This window comes from Cellulosimicrobium cellulans, from assembly GCF_016907755.1.
Classification (GTDB): Bacteria; Actinomycetota; Actinomycetes; order Actinomycetales; family Cellulomonadaceae; genus Cellulosimicrobium; species Cellulosimicrobium cellulans_D.
The window spans coordinates 1,312,157-1,330,033 of record NZ_JAFBCN010000001.1 but is presented as its reverse complement, the minus strand read 5'-3'; the positions used below and the strand labels follow the sequence as shown (position 1 = coordinate 1,330,033).

Annotated in this window: 15 protein-coding genes; 6 read left to right on the top strand and 9 right to left on the bottom strand. The window is 74.0% G+C overall.

Annotation, left to right across the window (positions count from 1 at the left end; genetic code table 11):
- Positions 1 to 122: 122 nt before the first annotated feature.
- Together JOE63_RS05790 and JOE63_RS05785 are read left to right on the top strand one after the other, a co-directional pair.
- Positions 123 to 1,697: a LutB/LldF family L-lactate oxidation iron-sulfur protein gene (locus JOE63_RS05790; protein ID WP_307840298.1), complete on the top strand. Its 1,575-nt coding sequence runs from the start codon at positions 123 to 125 to the stop codon at positions 1,695 to 1,697.
- Entirely contained in the window at positions 1,694 to 2,377 is a 684-nt protein-coding gene (locus tag JOE63_RS05785) for a LutC/YkgG family protein (protein WP_204539851.1), read from the top strand. Before JOE63_RS05790 ends, JOE63_RS05785 begins: the two co-directional genes overlap by 4 nt.
- Before the next feature lie 62 nt (positions 2,378 to 2,439).
- Here the strand turns inward: JOE63_RS05785 and JOE63_RS05780 are convergent, their stop codons facing one another.
- A complete protein-coding gene (locus JOE63_RS05780; RefSeq protein ID WP_307839958.1) occupies positions 2,440 to 3,090 on the bottom strand; it encodes an NUDIX hydrolase in 651 nt (216 codons plus the stop codon).
- Between the two features lie 60 nt (positions 3,091 to 3,150).
- On the opposite strand from JOE63_RS05780, the gene JOE63_RS05775 reads away from it, so the two are divergent.
- Positions 3,151 to 3,858: a uridine kinase family protein gene (locus JOE63_RS05775; protein ID WP_307839957.1), complete on the top strand. Its 708-nt coding sequence runs from the start codon at positions 3,151 to 3,153 to the stop codon at positions 3,856 to 3,858.
- A gap of 3 nt (positions 3,859 to 3,861) precedes the next feature.
- On the opposite strand, the gene JOE63_RS05770 is transcribed toward JOE63_RS05775, so the two are convergent.
- From JOE63_RS05770 to JOE63_RS05735, 8 genes are all read right to left on the bottom strand, one after another.
- On the bottom strand, positions 3,862 to 4,410 hold the full coding sequence (locus tag JOE63_RS05770; protein WP_204539848.1) for a hypothetical protein: 549 nt from the start codon (positions 4,408 to 4,410) through the stop codon (positions 3,862 to 3,864).
- 154 nt (positions 4,411 to 4,564) lie between these two features.
- Positions 4,565 to 5,434, bottom strand: a complete 870-nt coding sequence (locus tag JOE63_RS05765; RefSeq protein WP_204539845.1) for a methyltransferase — start codon at positions 5,432 to 5,434, stop codon at positions 4,565 to 4,567.
- Positions 5,435 to 5,567: 133 nt separating this feature from the next.
- Complete coding sequence (locus tag JOE63_RS05760; protein WP_204539842.1) at positions 5,568 to 6,644, bottom strand: LLM class flavin-dependent oxidoreductase; 1,077 nt, start codon at positions 6,642 to 6,644, stop codon at positions 5,568 to 5,570.
- Positions 6,641 to 8,044: an LLM class flavin-dependent oxidoreductase gene (locus tag JOE63_RS05755; protein ID WP_204539839.1), complete on the bottom strand. Its 1,404-nt coding sequence runs from the start codon at positions 8,042 to 8,044 to the stop codon at positions 6,641 to 6,643. Before JOE63_RS05755 ends, JOE63_RS05760 begins: the two co-directional genes overlap by 4 nt.
- Entirely contained in the window at positions 8,041 to 8,844 is an 804-nt protein-coding gene (locus tag JOE63_RS05750; RefSeq protein WP_204539836.1) for an ABC transporter ATP-binding protein, read from the bottom strand. The genes JOE63_RS05755 and JOE63_RS05750 overlap by 4 nt, the downstream gene beginning before the upstream one ends.
- Positions 8,820 to 9,683 carry an ABC transporter permease gene (locus JOE63_RS05745; RefSeq protein WP_087471117.1) on the bottom strand — a complete coding sequence of 288 codons (864 nt, stop codon included), beginning with the start codon at positions 9,681 to 9,683 and terminating at the stop codon, positions 8,820 to 8,822. Before JOE63_RS05745 ends, JOE63_RS05750 begins: the two co-directional genes overlap by 25 nt.
- Positions 9,680 to 10,822, bottom strand: a complete 1,143-nt coding sequence (locus tag JOE63_RS05740; protein WP_087471116.1) for an ABC transporter substrate-binding protein — start codon at positions 10,820 to 10,822, stop codon at positions 9,680 to 9,682. The genes JOE63_RS05745 and JOE63_RS05740 overlap by 4 nt, the downstream gene beginning before the upstream one ends.
- Positions 10,823 to 11,334: 512 nt before the next feature.
- Positions 11,335 to 13,902, bottom strand: a complete 2,568-nt coding sequence (locus JOE63_RS05735) for an ATP-dependent Clp protease ATP-binding subunit (protein ID WP_087472769.1) — start codon at positions 13,900 to 13,902, stop codon at positions 11,335 to 11,337.
- 279 nt (positions 13,903 to 14,181) lie between these two features.
- On the opposite strand from JOE63_RS05735, the gene JOE63_RS05730 reads away from it, so the two are divergent.
- The 3 genes from JOE63_RS05730 (at position 14,182) to JOE63_RS05720 (ending at position 17,875) form a co-directional block, all read left to right on the top strand.
- On the top strand, positions 14,182 to 14,829 hold the full coding sequence (locus JOE63_RS05730) for a hypothetical protein (protein ID WP_204539830.1): 648 nt from the start codon (positions 14,182 to 14,184) through the stop codon (positions 14,827 to 14,829).
- Positions 14,830 to 15,095: 266 nt separating this feature from the next.
- The gene (locus JOE63_RS05725; protein ID WP_204539826.1) at positions 15,096 to 16,049 is read left to right on the top strand and encodes a universal stress protein; all 954 of its coding nucleotides are present in this window, start codon (positions 15,096 to 15,098) and stop codon (positions 16,047 to 16,049) included.
- Positions 16,050 to 16,108: 59 nt separating this feature from the next.
- Complete coding sequence (locus JOE63_RS05720) at positions 16,109 to 17,875, top strand: ABC transporter ATP-binding protein (protein WP_204539822.1); 1,767 nt, start codon at positions 16,109 to 16,111, stop codon at positions 17,873 to 17,875.
- Positions 17,876 to 17,877: the final 2 nt, after the last annotated feature.

Sequence of the window (17,877 nt, the reverse complement as noted above, 5' to 3'; positions counted from 1 at the left end):
TCGGCCTGCCCGTGCGGCGCGGCGCGCGCACCCTGCCCGACGACGTCGCGCGCCCGGGCGGGCACGGCACCTCGGCGGGTACCTCGGCGAGTGCCGGGGCGGCGTCGGACGCGTTCGGCGACGTGCCGCACCCGGACGCGCCGCTGCGCTGGGGCGGATCGTTCCCCGACGCGGCGCGCGAGGCGCTCCAGAACACGCAGCTGCGGCGCAACCTCGCGCACGCGACGTCGACGATCCGGGCCAAGCGCGCCGCCGTCGTCGGCGAGGTGCCGGACTGGGAGGCGCTGCGCGACGCCGGGTCGGCGATCAAGACCGACGTCATGGCGCGCCTGCCCGAGCTCCTCGAGGAGCTGGAGCGCAACGTCGAGGCGCGCGGCGGCGTCGTGCACTGGGCGCGCGACGCGGACGAGGCGAACCGGATCGTCGCGGACCTCGTGAAGGCGAAGGGCGCCGACGAGGTCGTCAAGGTGAAGTCCATGGCGACGCAGGAGATCGGGCTCAACGAGGCGCTGGCCGCCGAGGGGATCGCGGCGTACGAGACAGACCTCGCCGAGCTCATCGTGCAGCTCGCCGACGACATGCCGTCGCACATCCTCGTCCCGGCGATCCACCGCAACCGCGCGGAGATCCGCGAGATCTTCCTCGCGCGCATGGGCGACGCCCCGCCCGACCTCTCCGACGTCCCGCGCGAGCTCGCCATGGCCGCGCGCGCGCACCTGCGCCGCAAGTTCCTCTCGGCCAAGGTCGCCATCAGCGGCGCGAACTTCGGCGTCGCGGACGCGGGGACGCTCACCGTCGTCGAGTCCGAGGGCAACGGCCGCATGTGCCTCACGCTCCCCGAGACGCTCATCACGGTCATGGGGATCGAGAAGGTCGTGCCCACGTACACCGACCTCGAGGTGTTCCTCCAGCTCCTGCCGCGCTCGTCGACGGGCGAGCGCATGAACCCGTACACGTCCCTGTGGACGGGCGTCACGCCGGGCGACGGGCCGCAGGAGTTCCACCTCGTGCTGCTCGACAACGGCCGCACCGACGTCCTCGCCGACGAGGTCGGGCGGGCCGCGCTGCACTGCATCCGCTGCTCGGCGTGCCTCAACGTGTGCCCGGTGTACGAGCGGGTGGGCGGCCACGCCTACGGGTCGGTCTACCCCGGCCCGATCGGTGCGATCCTCACCCCGCAGCTCACGAAGTCCTCCGGCGGCCTCTCCGGCCACCACGACCCCAACGCCTCGCTCCCCTACGCCTCGACGCTGTGCGGCGCGTGCTACGACGTGTGCCCCGTGAAGATCGACATCCCGTCGATCCTCGTCGAGCTCCGGGCGCGCGAGGTCGACGCCGACCGCGGCCGCCCCACCGGCTGGGGCGCCGCGATGAAGGCCGCGTCGTTCGTCATGTCCGACGCGCGGCGGTTCGAGCTCGCGGAGAAGGCCGCCGGGCTGGGCCGCGTCGTCGCGGGCCCGAAGGGCCGGATCTCGACCCTCCCGCCCCCCGCGTCCGCGTGGACCCGCTCGCGCGACCTCCCGGCCCCCGCGAAGCAGACCTTCCGCGACTGGTGGCGCGACCGCCCCACCCCCGCGCCCCCGCCCGCCGACCCCGGGTTCGTCGGCAACCCAGGTGCCGAACCCGGGGATACCGGTGGGTTCGGCGCCCGGGTGACCGACGACCCCGGGTTCGGCGAGGGGGGTGAGGGTCGATGAGCGCGCGCGACGACGTCCTCGGCCGCGTGCGCGGCGCGCTCGGCGGGTCGATGACGACCGCCTCGGCGGCGTCCGGCTCCGTCCCGCGGGTGTACCGCGAGCGCGGCGAGCTCGACCCCGGCTCGCCGGAGGCCGTGGACCTCTTCGTCGACCGGCTCGTCGACTACCGGGCGCACGTTCACCGCGCCGCCGGCCCGGCCGAGGTGGCCAGGATCGTCGGCGACCTGCTCACGGACGCGGCGTCCGTCGTCGTGCCGCCAGGGCTCGACGTCGCGTGGCTGAGCGCCCTGGGCGACGGGACCGTCGTCGTGCCCGACACGCGCGACGACCCGCGCACCCCCGACGAGCTCGACCGTGCGGACGCCGTCGTCACCGCCGCGCGCGTCGCGATCGCCGACACCGGGACGATCGTGCTCGACGGCGAGCCCGACCAGGGCCGGCGCGCGATCACGCTCGTCCCCGACCTGCACGTGTGCGTCGTGCGCACGGACCAGGTGGTGCAGACCGTGCCCGAGGGCGTCCGGCTTCTCGCCGCGCACGCGGAGCGACCGCAGACGTGGATCAGCGGCCCCAGCGCGACGAGCGACATCGAGCTCTCCCGCGTCGAGGGCGTGCACGGCCCGCGCACCCTCCACGTGATCCTCGCCCCGCCGAGGGAGAGCCCGGGTAGGCCGCGGTAGAGGCGTGGTCACGACCAGGCCGCTGCCTCGCGGACCACGGCTCGACCTCGGCCGCCCTGCGCTCAGGCCCGACGGCGGTGGCGCACCTCGGCGAGGACGGTCGCCAGGCGGGCCGGGAAGTCGTCCGGCGTCCCGGCCGGCAGGGCGTCGACCGGGAACCACGCGACGTCCTCGCTCTCGTCGCTCACGGCCGTCCGCGCGGCCGGGTCGGCGAACGCGACGAACCCGACGTCCCAGTGCGTGCGGCACGCGCCGAACGCGGCGGCGAGGTCGTGCCGGTGCACGTCGACCGGGGCGGACGGCGCGGCGTCGGTGCGCGGGTCGGTGCCCGTCCCGGCGGGCGGGTCCGGGTCGAACGGGACGAGGTCGTCGAGGCCGCTCTCCTCGCGCGCCTCACGGAAGGCGGCGCCCGCGAGCGTCGTGTCGTCCGGCTCGGTGTGCCCGCCCACCTGGACCCAGAACTGGCCCTTGCGGTGGAAGCAGAGCAGGACGCGGTCCAGGTCCGGGCTGAGCACGAAGCAGCTCGCCGTGAGGTGCTGCGGTCCGCCGTCGCGCCGGACGGCGTCAGCGCGCGGACCGGAGCCGCCGTCGCCACGGACGAACGCGCGGTACTCGGCCGCGAGCGCCGCCTGCTGCTCGTCGACCGGCTCCCAGCGGTCGAGGCGGGCGAGGGCGTCGCGGGCGAGCAGGGCGGCAGGATCGAGGGTGGTCACCGGCGAAGGCTACGCGGCGTGCGTGCCCGTCCCCGTGCGGCGCTGCGAGAATGGGGTCCCGTGAGCGACCCTCAGCACGACGACGGAGACCCGGTCGAGACCGGCACGGGTCCGGCGACCGACGACCTCGGCACGGACCCCGCGCTGTTCGACCTCCCGCCGGGCTCGCGCGAGGTCCCGACGCGGGTCGTGCTCCTCACGGGCGCGTCCGGCTCGGGGAAGACGTCGCTCACGCGGCGCCTCGGCCTCCCGGTCGTCGCGCTCGACGACTTCTACCTCGACCACGACCACCCCGGCCTGCCGACGCGGTTCGGCATCGTGGACTGGGACGACCCGCGGTCGTGGGACGCGCGGGGCGCGATCTCCGCGCTCGTCGACCTCGCGCGGACCGGCCACGCCGACGTCCCGGTCTACGACATCCCGACGTCGACCCGCACCGGCACGACGCACCTCGACGTCACGGGCTCGCGCGTCGTGCTGGCGGAGGGGATCTTCGCCGCGGAGATCGTCGCCGCGCTGCGCGCCGAGGACGTGCTCGCCGACGCGATCTGCCTGCGCCGCAACCGGCTGGTGACCTTCTGGTTCCGGCTGCTGCGCGACCTCGCGGAGATGCGCAAGCCGCCGCTGACCCTGTTCCGGCGCGGCTGGGCGCTGCTGCGCGCCGAGCCCGGACTCGTGCGCCACTGGGAGTCGCTCGGGTGTCGCGCCCTGACGCCGACGCAGGCCGAGAAGGAGATCAGCGCGCTGCTGCGACCCAGCGCGGCGTAGGCGTCACGCCCGCGGGTCGGTGACGTCGACCGTCGCGACCGACGGCCCGCCGCAGTCCGGCCCGAAGTCGCCGGTCGTGGTCTCCCACACGGGGTCGACCTCATGCTCGACGACGACGTCACCCGACGCGAGCTCCACGACGCGCACGGCGATCGGCCCGACCGGGCCGTCCATCGCGGAGCCCGTCCAGCCGCCGCGCGACGGCCCGACGGGCATGTCCTCCGCCGCCGCCTCGGACGGGGTCTCGGCACCCTCGGGCTGGTCCGGCGGGACCGGGTGGTCGGGGAGCGTCGTCAGGATCGGCTCCGGGTCGAGCGAGACCGTCCCGTCACGCACGAGCCCGCAGGGGTTGATCCCGACGCAGCCCACGAGGACGCCGTAGGCGTCCCGATCCGGCCAGGAGTCGTCGAGCCGGACCTCGAGGCGCGCCACGTAGCCGACCGCGGGACACGCGGTGACCGGGCCTCCCGGGCCACCGCACGCGGGCAGCACGGCGACGAGCAGCGCTGCGGCGAGACCGCGCGCACGCCGTCGTCCCCGTCGGTCGCTCATTGCGGGCCCCCTCAGTGGAGGGCACGTCCGACATGCCCTCGTCCAGGACCTGTCGCGTGCGTCCGGATCCTTGCACCGAGACCTGCGAGTCCGCCGCGGAGCCTGACGAGACGTGAGAAGTGGCCCCTGAACCGCACGTCCCGGGGGCCACTTCTCACGTCTCGGCGGGGAGCGTCCCGACGACGATCGTCGCGCCGATCTCCTCGTCGCGGACGACGCGCGCCCGCAGCCCCGCTCGTTCGAGGACGTCGACGGCGCCTGCGGCCTGCCGCTCGCCGGACTCGGTGAACAGGTGGCCGCCCGGCGCGAGCCATTCCCGCGCGTCGGCCGCGACGCGGCGCAGCACGTCCAGCCCGTCGCCGCCGCCGTCGAGCGCGACGTGCGCCTCGTGGTCGCGCGCCTCGCGCGGCAGCAGCGGGATCTCCGCCGTCGGCACGTACGGCACGTTCGCGAGCAGCAGGTCCACGCGTCCCCGGAGTCCGGCGGGCAGCGGGTCGAACAGGTCGCCCTCGTGGGCGGTGCCTCCGACGGCTGCGACGTTGCGCGCCGCGCACGCGACGGCGGCCGGGTCCACGTCGGTGGCGTGCAGCGCGACGTCGGCCACGGCGCCGAGGTCCGTCGCCGTCGCGAGCCCGAGCGCCCCGGCGCCGCAGCACAGGTCGACCACGACGACGGGCGACCGGACGTGCGCGCGGTCCGGTGCGCCGTCGGGCAGCGCGACCGGGCGGTCACCCGGGGCGGCCCCGGCGACCTGCCGCCCGAGCGCGACCGCCTCGTCGACGAGCAGCGTGGTGCGCTGGCGCGGCACGAACACCCCGGGGTCGACGGCGACGCGGAGCCCGTGGAAGTCGACGTACCCGAGCACGTGCTCGAGCGGCTCCCCGGCGACCCGGCGTGCGGCGAGCGCCTCGAGGTGCGCGTCGTCGTCGGCCCGCGCGACGAGGAGCGCGGCCTCGTCCTCCGCGAAGACGCACCCCGCGGCGCGCAGGCGGGCGGCGAGGTCGTCGAGCTGGCTCTGATCCACGTCCGGACGGTACTCCGGGCCGGGGTGCGTCCGCGCGGGGATCGCCCGCCGGAACGAGATCGACCCGCGCGTCCGAGCCGGACCCTGAGGGGGCCGGTCTCGGGACGCACGGGTCGATCTGGACCGTGACCGGTCAGTCCCGCAGGAGCGGGAGGAGCCGGGTGCCCTGGCGCTCGATCTCGCGCAGGTACGGGGTGTCGGAGAGGACGAAGTGCGTGACGCCGAGGTCCTGGTAGCGCCGCACCGACTTCGCGACGTCCTCCGCCGAGCCGACGAGCCACGTCGTGCCCGCTCCTCCGCCGCCGAACCGGCCGGGCGTCGTCCACAGGTTGTCGTCGAGCACCTCGCCGCGCGCGGCGAGGTCGAGCAGGCGCTGCTGCCCGACGGCGGTCTTCCGCCCCCGGTCGCGCGCGGTCCAGGCCTCGCCCTCGCGCGACCGCGCGGCGAGCTCCGCGACCTTCGCCTCGGCGTCGGCCCACGCCTCCTCGGTGGTGTCGCGGACGAACGTCGTGATCCGCAGCCCGAACTCGAGCGGGGCGTGCTCGCGCCCCAGCTCGGCGCTCAGCCGCTTCAGCCGGTCGATGCGCTCCGCGATCCCGTCGAGCGGCTCGCCCCAGAAGAGCTGGACGTCAGCCTCGGTCGCGGCGACCCGCTCGGCCGCCTCCGACGCGCCGCCGAAGTAGATCCGCGGGTGCGCGCGGCCCTCGCGCGCCACGGGACGCGGCCCGAGCCGTGACCCGGTCACCGAGAAGTGCTCCCCGGCGTACGTCACCTCCTCCTGCGTCCACAGGCGCCGCACGATCTGCAGGAACTCGCGCGTGCGCGCGTACCGGTGGGCAGGGTCCGCCTCGCCGTCGCCGTACGCCTCCTGCCCGTCCGTGCCGGACACGATGTTGACCCGCAGCCGCCCGCCGCTGAGGTGGTCGAGCGTCGCGGCGGCGGACGCGAAGTGCGCGGGCCGCCAGAACCCGGGCCGGATCGCGACGAGCGGCTCGAACGTCGTCGTGCGGGCCGCGAGCGCCGTCGCGACCGTGAACGTGTCGGGACGCCCCCAGCTCGTCCCGAGCAGCGCCCCCGCGAACCCGTGACGCTCCAGGGCGTGCGCGTGGCTCGTCAGGGTGTCGAGGCTGTTGTGGTCCTCGACCGTGTCGTCCCCGCGGTGGCCCGGCCGGACCTGGTTCGGGATGTACCAGAGGTGCTCGGCGCTCACGCGAGGGCCCCCTCGAGGACGCGCGCGGTGCCGTCCGACGTCGCGCCGACACCGCCTGCGTACCGGTTGGCCGGGCGCTCGAGCCCGTAGTGCTCGCGCAGCGTCCGGCCCTCGTACTCCTCGCGGAACAGGCCGCGCTCGCGCAGCACCGGCAGCACGTGCTCGACGAACCGCTCGAGCCCCGACGGCAGGACCGCGGGCATGATGTTGAACCCGTCGGCGGCCTCGGCGTCGTACCAGTCCTGGATCGCGTCGGCGACCTGCTCGGGCGTGCCCGCGAACGTGCGGTGCCCGCGCCCGCCGCCGAGCCGCCCGATGAGCTGGCGCACCGTGAGCCGCTCGCGCCGCGCGAGCTCGACGATGAGCGTGTACCGGCTCTTGGCGCCCTCGATCTCGTCCTCGGTGGGCAGGTCGTCGGGCAGCTCGCGGTCGAGCGGCAGGTCCTCGGGCGCGAGACGCAGCGTCTTCGCGAGCTGGGCGCGCGCGTACTCCGGGACGATGAGCTCGTCGAGCTCACGCTCCTGGGCGAGCGCCTCCGCCTCGGTCGACCCGATGACGGGGACGATGCCGGGCAGGATCCTCACCGTCCCCGGGTCGCGGCCGACGGTGACCGCGCGGGCCTTGAGGTCGGCGTAGAAGTCGCGGGCGTCGTCGAGCGTCTGGTGCGCGGTGAACACCGCCTCGGCGTAGCGCGCGGCGAGGTCCTTGCCGTCCTCCGACGACCCGGCCTGCACGATGAGCGGCCGCGCCTGCGGCGAGCGGGGCGTGGTGAGCGCGCCGTGCACGGAGAAGTGCGGACCGACGTGGCCGGGAGCGTGGATCTTGCCCGCGTCCGCCCACACGCCCGCGGCCTTGTCGGCGAGCACGGCGTCGTCCTCCCACGAGTCCCAGAGCTGGAACGCGACGTCGAGGAACTCCGCCGCGCGGTCGTACCGCACGGCGTGCGCCGGCTGGTCGTCGAGGCCGAAGTTGCGCGCGATGTCCGGCCCCGCCGTCGTCACGACGTTCCACCCGGCCCGACCGCCGGAGACGTGGTCGATCGACGCGAACCGCCGCGCGAGGTTGTAGGGCGAGTTGTACGTCGTCGACGCCGTCGCGATCAGGCCGATGCGCTCGGTCACGGTCGCGATCGCCGTGAGCACGATGAGCGGGTCGAGCGACCCCGCCGGGCGGCGCCCGACGTCGGACCGCAGCCCGGGGCCGTCGGCGAAGAAGATCGAGTCGAGCTTGCCCGCCTCCGCGATCTGCGCGAGGCGCTGCAGGTGGGTGATGTTCGTCGACGTCCACGACGGGTCGCTCTCCGGCAGCCGCCACGACGCCTCGTGGTGGCCCGTGCTCATGAGGAACGCGTTGAGGTGCAGGCGGCCGGGGCGGTGGTCTGCGGAGGAGTAGCGGGTCATGCGGCGGTGTCCTTCCTGTCGTCCCGGACCACGCCGAGCGCGTCGAGCAGCTCGGTGCGGAGCAAGGAGAAGCGAGGGTCGGCGGGGTCGCGCGCCTCGCCGGGGAGGTAGCTCTGGTCGATGCGGCGCTCGGCCGCGATGCGTCCCTCGTCGAGCACGACGACGCGGTCGGCGAGGACGATCGCCTCGTCCACGTCGTGCGTCACGAGCAGGACGGCGGGGCGGTGCCGGGCGCACAGGTCGCGCAGCAACGCGTGCATGCGGATGCGGGTCAGGGCGTCGAGCGCGCCGAACGGCTCGTCGGCGAGCAGGAGCCGCGGCGAGCGCACGAGCGAGCGGGCGAGCGACACGCGCTGCTGCTCGCCGCCCGAGAGCTGGTTGGGCCACGCGCGCTCTCGCCCGGCGAGCCCCACCTCGGCGAGGCTCGCGCGGCCCGCGTCGCGCGCCGCCCCCCGGCCGCGCGCGGCGGCGTCGAGCCCGAGCACCACGTTGTCCAGCACGCGCGCCCACGGCAGCAGCCGCGAGTCCTGGAAGACGACGGACACCTGGTCCGGGACGGCGACCTCGCCCGAGCCGTCGACCCCGTGGTCGAGCGCGGCGAGCGCGCGCAGGAGCGTGCTCTTGCCCGAGCCCGACCGGCCGAGGATCGCGACGAACTCGCCGTCGTCCACGGTGAGGTCGAGGTCGTCGAGGATGCGCTTCTCCCCGTACGACCGCACGAGCGAGCGGACCCGCACGGCCGCGCCGACCGCCGTCGGGCGGTCCTCCCCCACGGTCAGTCCTCCAGCGTGCGCCGCCACGACAGCACCCTCCTCTGCAGGAGGCGGACGCCGAGGTCCGCGGAGTAGCCCAGCACGCCGTAGACCACGAGGCCGACGAGGATGATCTCCGTCTGCCCGTACGTCCGCGCGAGCTCCATCATGTAGCCGATCCCGGCCGTCGCGTTGACCTGCTCGACGACGACGAGCGCGAGCATCGACCCCGTCACCGCGAACCGCAGCCCGAGGAAGAACCCGGGCAGCGCACCCGGCAGGATCACGCGGCGCACGAACTGCCACCGCGAGAGCTGCACCGTCTCGGCGAGCTCGACGTAGCGGCTGTCGATCGCCCGCAGGCCGTTGTGCGTGTGCAGGTAGATCGGGATGAACACCCCGAGCGCGATGGTGATGACCTTCATCTCCTCGCCGATCCCGAACCACAGGATGAGCAGCGGCAGGAGCGCGAGGTTGGGGATGGCGCGCTTGACCTGGATCGGGCCGTCGAGCACGGCGTCGCCGACCCGGCTCAGCCCGGCGGCGAGGGCGAGCACGACGCCCGCGACGATGCCGAACGCGAGCCCGAGCGCCGCACGCGTGAGAGACACCCCGAGGTGCGCGCCGAGCTTGCCGTTCGCGACGAGCTCGGCACCCGTCGTGACGACCGTCCACGGCGCGGACAGCACGCGCGGGTCGATGAGCCCCGTGGCGGAGCCGACCGACCAGACGCCGACGAGGAGCGTCACCCCGACGAGCGCCGCGAGCGGGATCGGCCGGCCGAGCCCCAGGCGCGTGCCGCGAGGGCGCACGTCCGCGGTCGTCGCGGGTGCGGCGTCGAGCCTCGGGGCCGCGAGGTCCACCCGGTCGACGACCGCCGCGCTCACTGCGCTCCCCCGTCGCGTGCCGCCGCGGCGGCCTCGCCCGCGACGGGGCCGAAGCGCTCGTCGAACAGGTCGGTGGCGTCGAACGGCTCGTGGTCGAGCTCGGTCGCGAGCAGGTCGATCGTCGCCTGCGTGCGCTCGATGCCCTCGGTGAGGTCGGACGGGATGTCCGGGACGGGCGCGTGGTCGATGAGGTACTGCGCGTCCTCCTCGCTCAGCCCCTGGTCCTCGACGTAGTACCCCTGCTTCCACTCCTCGGGGTGCTCGTCGATCCAGATCTTCGCCGCCGCCCACGCCGCGACGTACTCGCGCAGGGCCGCGGCCTTGGCCGGGTCCCGCACGACCTCGGTCGGTCCGTAGAGGTGCGAGGCGTCGTCGCGCAGGTGGTGCTTGACCGACGTCGCACCGTCGGCCTCGTACGTGCCCAGGTAGCGGAAGAGCTGCGTGCCGCCCAGCGGGGCGATGTCGACCTCACCGGCGGCGAGCGCCGTCGAGTACACGTCGCCCGTGCTCGGCAGCTCGACGAGCTCGACGTCGTCCTGCGTGAGACCGGCCTCCTGGAGCGCCTTGAGCACGATCGCGCCCTGCGCCTGGCCCGGGCTGAACGCGATGCGGTGGCCGCGGAAGTCCTCCAACGAGTCGAGCTCGACGCCCGGCGCGCCCGCGAACTCGTAGATCGGCGCGTCCTCCCAGTTCTCGCGGTAGATCGACGCGTAGATCTGCACGTCAAGGCCCGTCCACGTCGCGTGGATCGGCGGGATCTCGGCCACCGCGCCGACGTCGAGCGACCCCGCGCGGAACGCCTCCGTCGTCGCCGGGCCGCCGGAGATGTTGGCCCACTCGACCTCGAACGAGAAGTCGCTGTCGAGGTCGTCGCCGGCCAGCTCGAACGCCTTCTGCGTCGTCGGGTCGCCGATCCGCAGGACCGTGCCCTCGGGAACCTCGGTGGGCAGGTCGGCGTCCGGGGCGAGCGCGCCGGCCGCAGCCGGTCCGTCGTCGGACGCCTGCGCGGCGCTGCACGCACCCGTCGCCAGGAGCGCGACGAGACCGAGCACGACGGCGGTCGCTCGGCGCCGGTCGGACGGACGACCCGACGGGCGGCCGGGCGGTGCGGAGGAACGGACGAGCGGGTGTGCGGGCATGGCGAGTCCTCTCGGGGAGAGCGCACGGGGCATGCGGAAGCCGTGCGCGGGAGGTGCGGTGGTGGGCCCGACGGCGGCCGGGGCGGCCGTCGGTCAGTGCGTCGACGTGCTCAGCGGCACGGGGTCGGACGACACGCGGCGCGGCGACACGCCTGCGCGTCGAGCGCGCGACGACACGCGAGGCCGGGCACGCGCCCGGCGTCGGCGGTAGGGACGGCGACAAGGCCCCCCGGTGTCGTCTGCATGCGGGCGACTGTGCCAGCGTGCGCACGCCACAGGAAGAGCACCCGCACCCCGTCCCACGACGAGGACGAACGTAACGCCGTGCAACGTCGTCGCATCCTTCACCGCGAGGGAGAACCAGCGGTCGCGAGGTAGTACCCGCGGAGCTCTACGTCGCGACCGCTGGTTCTATCTCGCGCGACCTCCGCTCTCCCTCGGCGGGACGACGACGGGCCCCGACCCTCCGGGTGGAGGATCGGGGCCCGTGTGTCAGGCGTTTCAGGAGTGCGTCACTCCGCGCCGGCCTGCAGCTCGCCCGTCGGGGGCAGGTCGCGGACCGAGACGCCGGTGGGGGCGTCGAGCGCGGCGGCCGCACCCACGCTCACCGGGCCGCGGTCGTGCTCGCCCTTGGAGACACCCCGGAAGGTGAACTCCCCGAGCAGGCCCTCGCCCTCGGCGTCGACCAGGACGATCTCGCCGGCCTTGAGCTCGCCGAACAGGATCTTCTCGGAGAGCACGTCCTCGATGTCGCGCTGGATCGCGCGGCGCAGCGGACGGGCACCCAGGACCGGGTCGTAGCCCTTCTCCGCGAGGAGGTTCTTCGCGGGCTGCGTGAGCTCGATGCCCATGTCCTTGTCCCGCAGGCGGGTGTCGAGACGGGCGATCATGAGGTCGACGATCTGGATGATCTCGGTCTGCGAGAGCTGCGGGAAGACCACCACGTCGTCGACGCGGTTGAGGAACTCAGGCCGGAAGTGCTGCTTGAGCTCGTCGTTGACCTTCGCCTTCATGCGCTCGTAGGACGTGACCAGGTCGCCGCCGGCGTTGAAGCCGGTCTGGACGCCCTTGGCGATGTCCCGCGTGCCGAGGTTGGTCGTCATGATGATGACGGTGTTCTTGAAGTCCACGACGCGCCCCTGCGAGTCGGTCAGGCGACCGTCCTCGAGGATCTGCAGGAGCGAGTTGAAGATGTCCGCGTGGGCCTTCTCGACCTCGTCGAACAGGACGACCGAGAACGGCTTGCGCCGCACCTTCTCGGTGAGCTGGCCACCCTCGTCGTACCCGACGTAGCCGGGGGGCGAGCCGAACAGCCGCGAGACGGTGTGCTTCTCCGAGAACTCCGACATGTCGAGCTGGATGAGCGCGTCCTCGTCCCCGAAGAGGAACTCGGCGAGCGCCTTGGCGAGCTCGGTCTTCCCGACGCCCGTGGGGCCGGCGAAGATGAACGACCCACCGGGGCGCTTGGGGTCCTTGAGGCCCGCACGCGTACGGCGGATGGCCTGCGACAGCGCCTTGATCGCGGCCTCCTGGCCGACGACGCGCTTGTGCAGCTCGTCCTCCATGTTGAGCAGGCGGCTGGACTCCTCCTCGGTGAGCTTGAAGACCGGGATGCCCGTGGCCATGGCCAGGACCTCGGCGATCAGCTCCTCGTCCACCTCGGCGACGGTGTCCAGGTCACCGGACTTCCACGCCTTCTCCTTGTCGGCGCGCTTCGCGGTGAGCTGCTTCTCCTTGTCGCGCAGGCCGGCGGCCTTCTCGAAGTCCTGCGCGTCGATCGCGGACTCCTTCTCGCGGCGCGCCTCGGCGATCTCCTCGTCGAGCTCCTTGAGCTCCGGCGGGGCGGTCATGCGGCGGATGCGCAGGCGCGCGCCCGCCTCGTCGATGAGGTCGATCGCCTTGTCCGGGAGGAACCGGTCGTTGATGTACCGGTCCGCGAGCGTGGCCGCGGAGACGAGCGCGGCGTCCGTGATGGACACGCGGTGGTGCGCCTCGTAGCGGTCGCGCAGGCCCTTGAGGATCTCGATCGCGTGGTTGAGCGACGGCTCGGCGACCTGGATCGGCTGGAAGCGGCGCTCCAGGGCCGGGTCCTTCTCGACGTGCTTGCGGTACTCGTCGAGCGTGGTCGCGCCGATGGTCTGCAGCTCGCCGCGCGCGAGCATCGGCTTGAGGATGCTCGCGGCGTCGATCGCGCCCTCGGCGGCACCCGCCCCGACGAGGGTGTGGATCTCGTCGATGAACAGGATGATGTCGCCGCGCGTGCGGATCTCCTTGAGCACCTTCTTCAGGCGCTCCTCGAAGTCACCGCGGTAGCGCGAGCCGGCCACGAGGGCACCGAGGTCGAGCGTGTAGAGCTGCTTGTCCTTGAGCGTCTCGGGCACGTCGCCGCGCACGATGTCCTGCGCCAGACCCTCGACGACGGCGGTCTTGCCGACGCCCGGCTCACCGATCAGCACCGGGTTGTTCTTGGTGCGGCGGCTGAGCACCTGCATGACGCGCTCGATCTCGAGGTTGCGCCCGATGACCGGGTCGAGCTTGCCCTCGCGCGCGGCCTGGGTGAGGTTGCGCCCGAACTGGTCGAGCACGGCCGAGCCGGACGGCTGGCCCTCGGCGGGGCCGCCCGCGGCGACGGGCTCCTTGCCCTGGTAGCCGGACAGGAGCTGGATGACCTGCTGGCGCACCTTGTTGAGGTCGGCGCCCATCTTGGTCAGGACCTGGGCCGCGACGCCCTCGCCCTCACGGATGAGGCCGAGCAGGATGTGCTCGGTGCCGATGTAGTTGTGGCCGAGCTGCAGCGCCTCGCGCAGCGACAGCTCGAGCACCTTCTTGGCGCGCGGCGTGAACGGGATGTGCCCGCTCGGGGCCTGCTGGCCCTCGCCGATGATCTCGGTCACCTGGGTGCGGACGCCGTCGAGGGAGATCCCGAGGGACTCCAGCGCCTTGGCCGCGACACCCTCGCCCTCGTGGATGAGGCCGAGGAGGATGTGCTCGGTGCCGATGTAGTTGTGGTTGAGCATCCGTGCCTCTTCTTGGGCAAGGACGACGACCCGACGGGCTCGGTCTGTGAATCTCTCGAACATGTGCTGCTCCTCGTGAGCGGCGTACACCTGCCCGCCGGACGACGGGTACAAGCCTGACCGCATTGACTCTATGCGGTTCGAACGAGCCGCACCCCCTCCGTATGCCGTTGTTCGCCAGGGGCGTGAAAGAGGGGTCGGGCCGTGACCTGCGGGGCCGCCGGACGCCGTCGTGGGCAGATCACCCGGCCCGACACGCGCGCGGCACGTTGACCGCGGCGCGCACCCCGTGCAGGCTCGGGAGTGCGCCCCGCACGGACGGCCAGAAGGGTGGCGAGAGCGATGCACCAGCCGGACCAGCAGCCCGAGGACCCCGCCGCGCCGGGAGCCGACGAGCGCGACGCGCCGTCCGCGAGCGCGCCCGCCACGTGGGAGCAGGTCGTCGCCCGGTTCTCCGGCGTCGTCGCCGAGGTGGACGACCCGTTGACGTGGGGCCTCGACCTCGACGAGGAGACGCTGACCGGTGCCGGGCACGGCGCCCACGACCCGGCGGAGGAGCGGTTCCTGCGCTCCTACGTGTCGTTCACCGGCGAGACGCTCGACCTCGAGACGCTGCGCGTCCTGGCCGCGCACGACGAGCAGGCGGAGGACATCGTCCGCACCGCCCTCAGCGGGGCGCTCGCCGCGCCGCTGCACTCCGACACCCCGGGCGACGACGACTTCCTCGACTCCTACCAGGAGTACCGCGCGGCGATGCGCGCGATCGTCGAGGAGGTCGACGTCGCGCCGGTCACGCGCACCACGTTCGGGGTCGACGGCGAGGCGCGCCCGTGCCTGCACGTCACCGTGCGCGAGCACGCGGCGGTGTACGTCCCGCTGGACGACCGAGCGCTCGTCGTCTCGGGTCCGGCCGACCTGCTCGCGCGGGTGGACGTCGTGACCCGCCCGCTGCGCAACATCCTCCAGGACGAGCCCGAGCCGCGGTTCTGACACCCCGATCGGCCCGACGCCGAACCCGGGGTTGCGAGTCGTCCACGCCGCCGAACCCGGGGTTGCGCGGCACCCGGCGCTCGGGGCGACGTCCAACCCCGGGTTCGGCGACCGCCCAGGGACCCTCGTCCGTCGATCCGGGACGGCCGTCCCGGGCGGAGCGCGGCCTCGCGGCCTAGGGTCGTGTCACGACCGGCGCCGGGCGACGGCGTCGGGACAGCACGCCGACGGCGGACGCGGTCGGCCGACCGGGCGGAGGTGGCGGGATGCGCGGCGTGATCGTCGGTGTGGACGGGTCGGAGGAGTCCGGCGGCGCGCTCGACTGGGCGCTGCGCGAGGCGGCGGACCGGAGCGTGCCGCTCACGGCCGCGCTCGCGTTCGAGTCGCGGCAGGGTCCGAGCGACGGCCCCGACGCGGCGGCCGACGAGAAGCGGGCGCTGGTCCAGGAGTGGCTGGACGCCGCGCGAGCACGCACGGGCCTCGCCGCGGACGCGGTGACGGCCACGGCTCTCGCCGAGCGCGGCAGCCCCGCGGCGGTCCTGCTCGCCCTCGCCCAGCCCGGGACCGCCCAGCCCGTCCAGGACGACGTGCGGCCCGACCCGGGCGACGGCGACGACGCGGACCTGCTCGTCGTCGGGCGCTGCGGTCGGGGCCGCCTGGGGCGCATGGTCCTCGGGTCGGTGCCGACCGCCGTCGTGCAGCACGCGACGGTCCCGGTGACCGTGGTGCGCGGCACGCCCGACGTGCGGCACGACCACGCCCGGCCTGTCGTGGTCGGGGTCGACGGGTCGTCCACGTCGGTCCAGGCGCTGCGGCACGGCGCGGACGTCGCGCGGCGCACGGGCGCGACGCTCGAGGCCCTGTTCTACTGGCAGATCGTGTCGCTCGCGCCGCTCCCCGACTCGTGGGGGTGGACGCCGCCGATCGACGACTACGAGAAGTTCGCCTCCCAGAAGCTCGACGCCACGCTCGAGGCCGCGGCCGTCGACCTGCCCGACGACCGCGTGGTGCGCAGCGTGAAGCACGTGCACGCGGCGAAGGGGATCATCGAGGCGTCGTCGCACGCGGAGCGGCTCGTGCTCGGCAACCGTGGCGTCGGCGGGTTCGACCGGCTCCTGCTCGGGTCCGTGAGCCGGCACGCAGTGGAGTACGCGCACTGCCCGGTCACGGTCGTCCGGCCCCCGGACGCGACGCACCCCTCGGGCACCCACGACGGCTGAGGGTTTCGCCCCTCGAAACGATTCGACGCCGCCCGCCCCGGAGGTGGACGATGTAGCACGTGCAGATCGAGGACACCTACGACGGCTCCCGACCCGTCCGCACCGTCACCCGGCTCTTCGCGCCCCAGCGCGGGCGGCTCGCCGCCGCGGCGCTCGCGTTCGCCGTCAAGCACTCGCCCGTGTGGGTGATCCCGGCGCTCACCGCGACGGTCATCGACGTCGTCGTCGAGCACCGGCCGCTGCGGGAGCTGTGGATCACGGGCGCGATCATGCTCGCCGTCGTCGCGCAGAACCTCCCGCTGCACACGCTCTACGTGCGGTGGCTCTCGACAGCCGTGCGCACGGTCGAGAACGGGCTGCGCATGGCGCTCTCGCGCCGGCTCCAGGAGCTCTCGATCGGCTACCACCGCCGCGTGAGCGCGGGCGTGCTCCAGGCCAAGATCGTGCGCGACGTCGAGAACGTCGTCGAGGCGTCGCGCACCACGTTCGACTCCGGCATGGCCGCGCTCACGACGCTCGTCGGGGCGGTCGTGCTCACGGCCGTGCGCGTCCCGGAGTTCCTCGTGGTCTTCGCCCTCACGGTGCCCGCCGCAGCATGGCTCGTCGTCGCGATGCGCCGCCGCATGACCACCCGCAACGCGGCGTTCCGGGCGGAGGTGGAGAACATGTCGGCGCGCGTCGCCGAGATGACGCACCTCATCCCCGTGACCCGCGCGCACGCGCTCGAGGAGCGCGAGCTCGACCGCATGGGCTCGGTGCTGCACCGCGTGCGCGAGGCCGGGATCCGGCTCGACGTCGTCAACGGCCGGTTCGGCGCGCTGTCCTGGATCGTGTTCCAGGTGCTCTCCGTCGCGGGGCTCGTCGGCGCGGCGTGGGTCGCGTGGACGCAGACGTTCGCGGTGTCCCCCGGCGACGTCGTCATGCTGTCGAGCTACTTCGTCACGCTCACCGCGTCCGTGACGGGGCTGCTGAGCCTCGCGCCGATCATCACGAAGGGCCTGGAGTCCGTGCGGTCCATGGGCGAGGTGCTGGGCGAGCCCGACGTCGAGCGCAACGCCGGCAAGCGCGTCCTCGACCACGTCGAGGGCCGCGTCGCGTTCGAGGACGTCACGTTCGCGTACGACGACGTCCCCGCCCCGGGCGAGGAGCCCGCCCTCGCGGTCGACCACCTCTCCCTGACGGCACGGCCCGGCGAGACCGTCGCCCTGGTCGGGGCCTCGGGGTCGGGCAAGTCGACCGTGCTCAACATGGTCATCGGGTTCCTCGCGCCGACGTCGGGGCGCGTCCTGGTCGACGGTGTCGACACCGCGACGGTCGACCTGCGCTCCTACCGCCGGTTCCTCGCCGTCGTGCCGCAGGAGTCGATCCTCTTCGAGGGGTCCGTCCGCGACAACGTCACCTACGGCAGCCCCGACCTCACCGACGCCGCCGTCGAGCGGGCCCTGCGCGACGCGAACGCGTGGGACTTCGTCACCGAGATGGGCGGCCTCGACGCCGTGATCGGCCAGCGCGGCGGGCGCCTCTCCGGCGGACAGCGCCAGCGCCTCGCCATCGCCCGCGCCCTCGTGCGCGACCCGCGCGTGCTCGTCCTCGACGAGGCGACGTCCGCGCTCGACACCACGTCAGAACGACTCGTGCAGGAGGCGCTCGGGCGGCTCATGCGCGGGCGCACGACGTTCGTCGTCGCGCACCGACTCTCCACCGTCCGCGGCGCCGACCGCATCGTCGTCATGGACCACGGCCGCGTCGTCGAGGTCGGCAGCCACGACGAGCTCGTCGCCGCCGGCGGGACGTACGCGAGCATGCACGCCACGCCCGCGGCCTGAGC

Excerpts from the sequence above, each read along its gene's own strand:
- JOE63_RS05785 (WP_204539851.1), top strand. The coding sequence starts at position 1,694 with ATGAGCGCGCGCGACGACGTCCTCGGCCGCGTGCGCGGCGCGCTCGGC.
- JOE63_RS05770 (WP_204539848.1), bottom strand. The coding sequence starts at position 4,410 with ATGAGCGACCGACGGGGACGACGGCGTGCGCGCGGTCTCGCCGCAGCG.
- JOE63_RS05755 (WP_204539839.1), bottom strand. The coding sequence starts at position 8,044 with ATGACCCGCTACTCCTCCGCAGACCACCGCCCCGGCCGCCTGCACCTC.
- JOE63_RS05740 (WP_087471116.1), bottom strand. The coding sequence starts at position 10,822 with ATGCCCGCACACCCGCTCGTCCGTTCCTCCGCACCGCCCGGCCGCCCG.
- JOE63_RS05735 (WP_087472769.1), bottom strand. The coding sequence starts at position 13,902 with ATGTTCGAGAGATTCACAGACCGAGCCCGTCGGGTCGTCGTCCTTGCC.
- JOE63_RS05730 (WP_204539830.1), top strand. The coding sequence starts at position 14,182 with ATGCACCAGCCGGACCAGCAGCCCGAGGACCCCGCCGCGCCGGGAGCC.
- JOE63_RS05725 (WP_204539826.1), top strand. The coding sequence starts at position 15,096 with ATGCGCGGCGTGATCGTCGGTGTGGACGGGTCGGAGGAGTCCGGCGGC.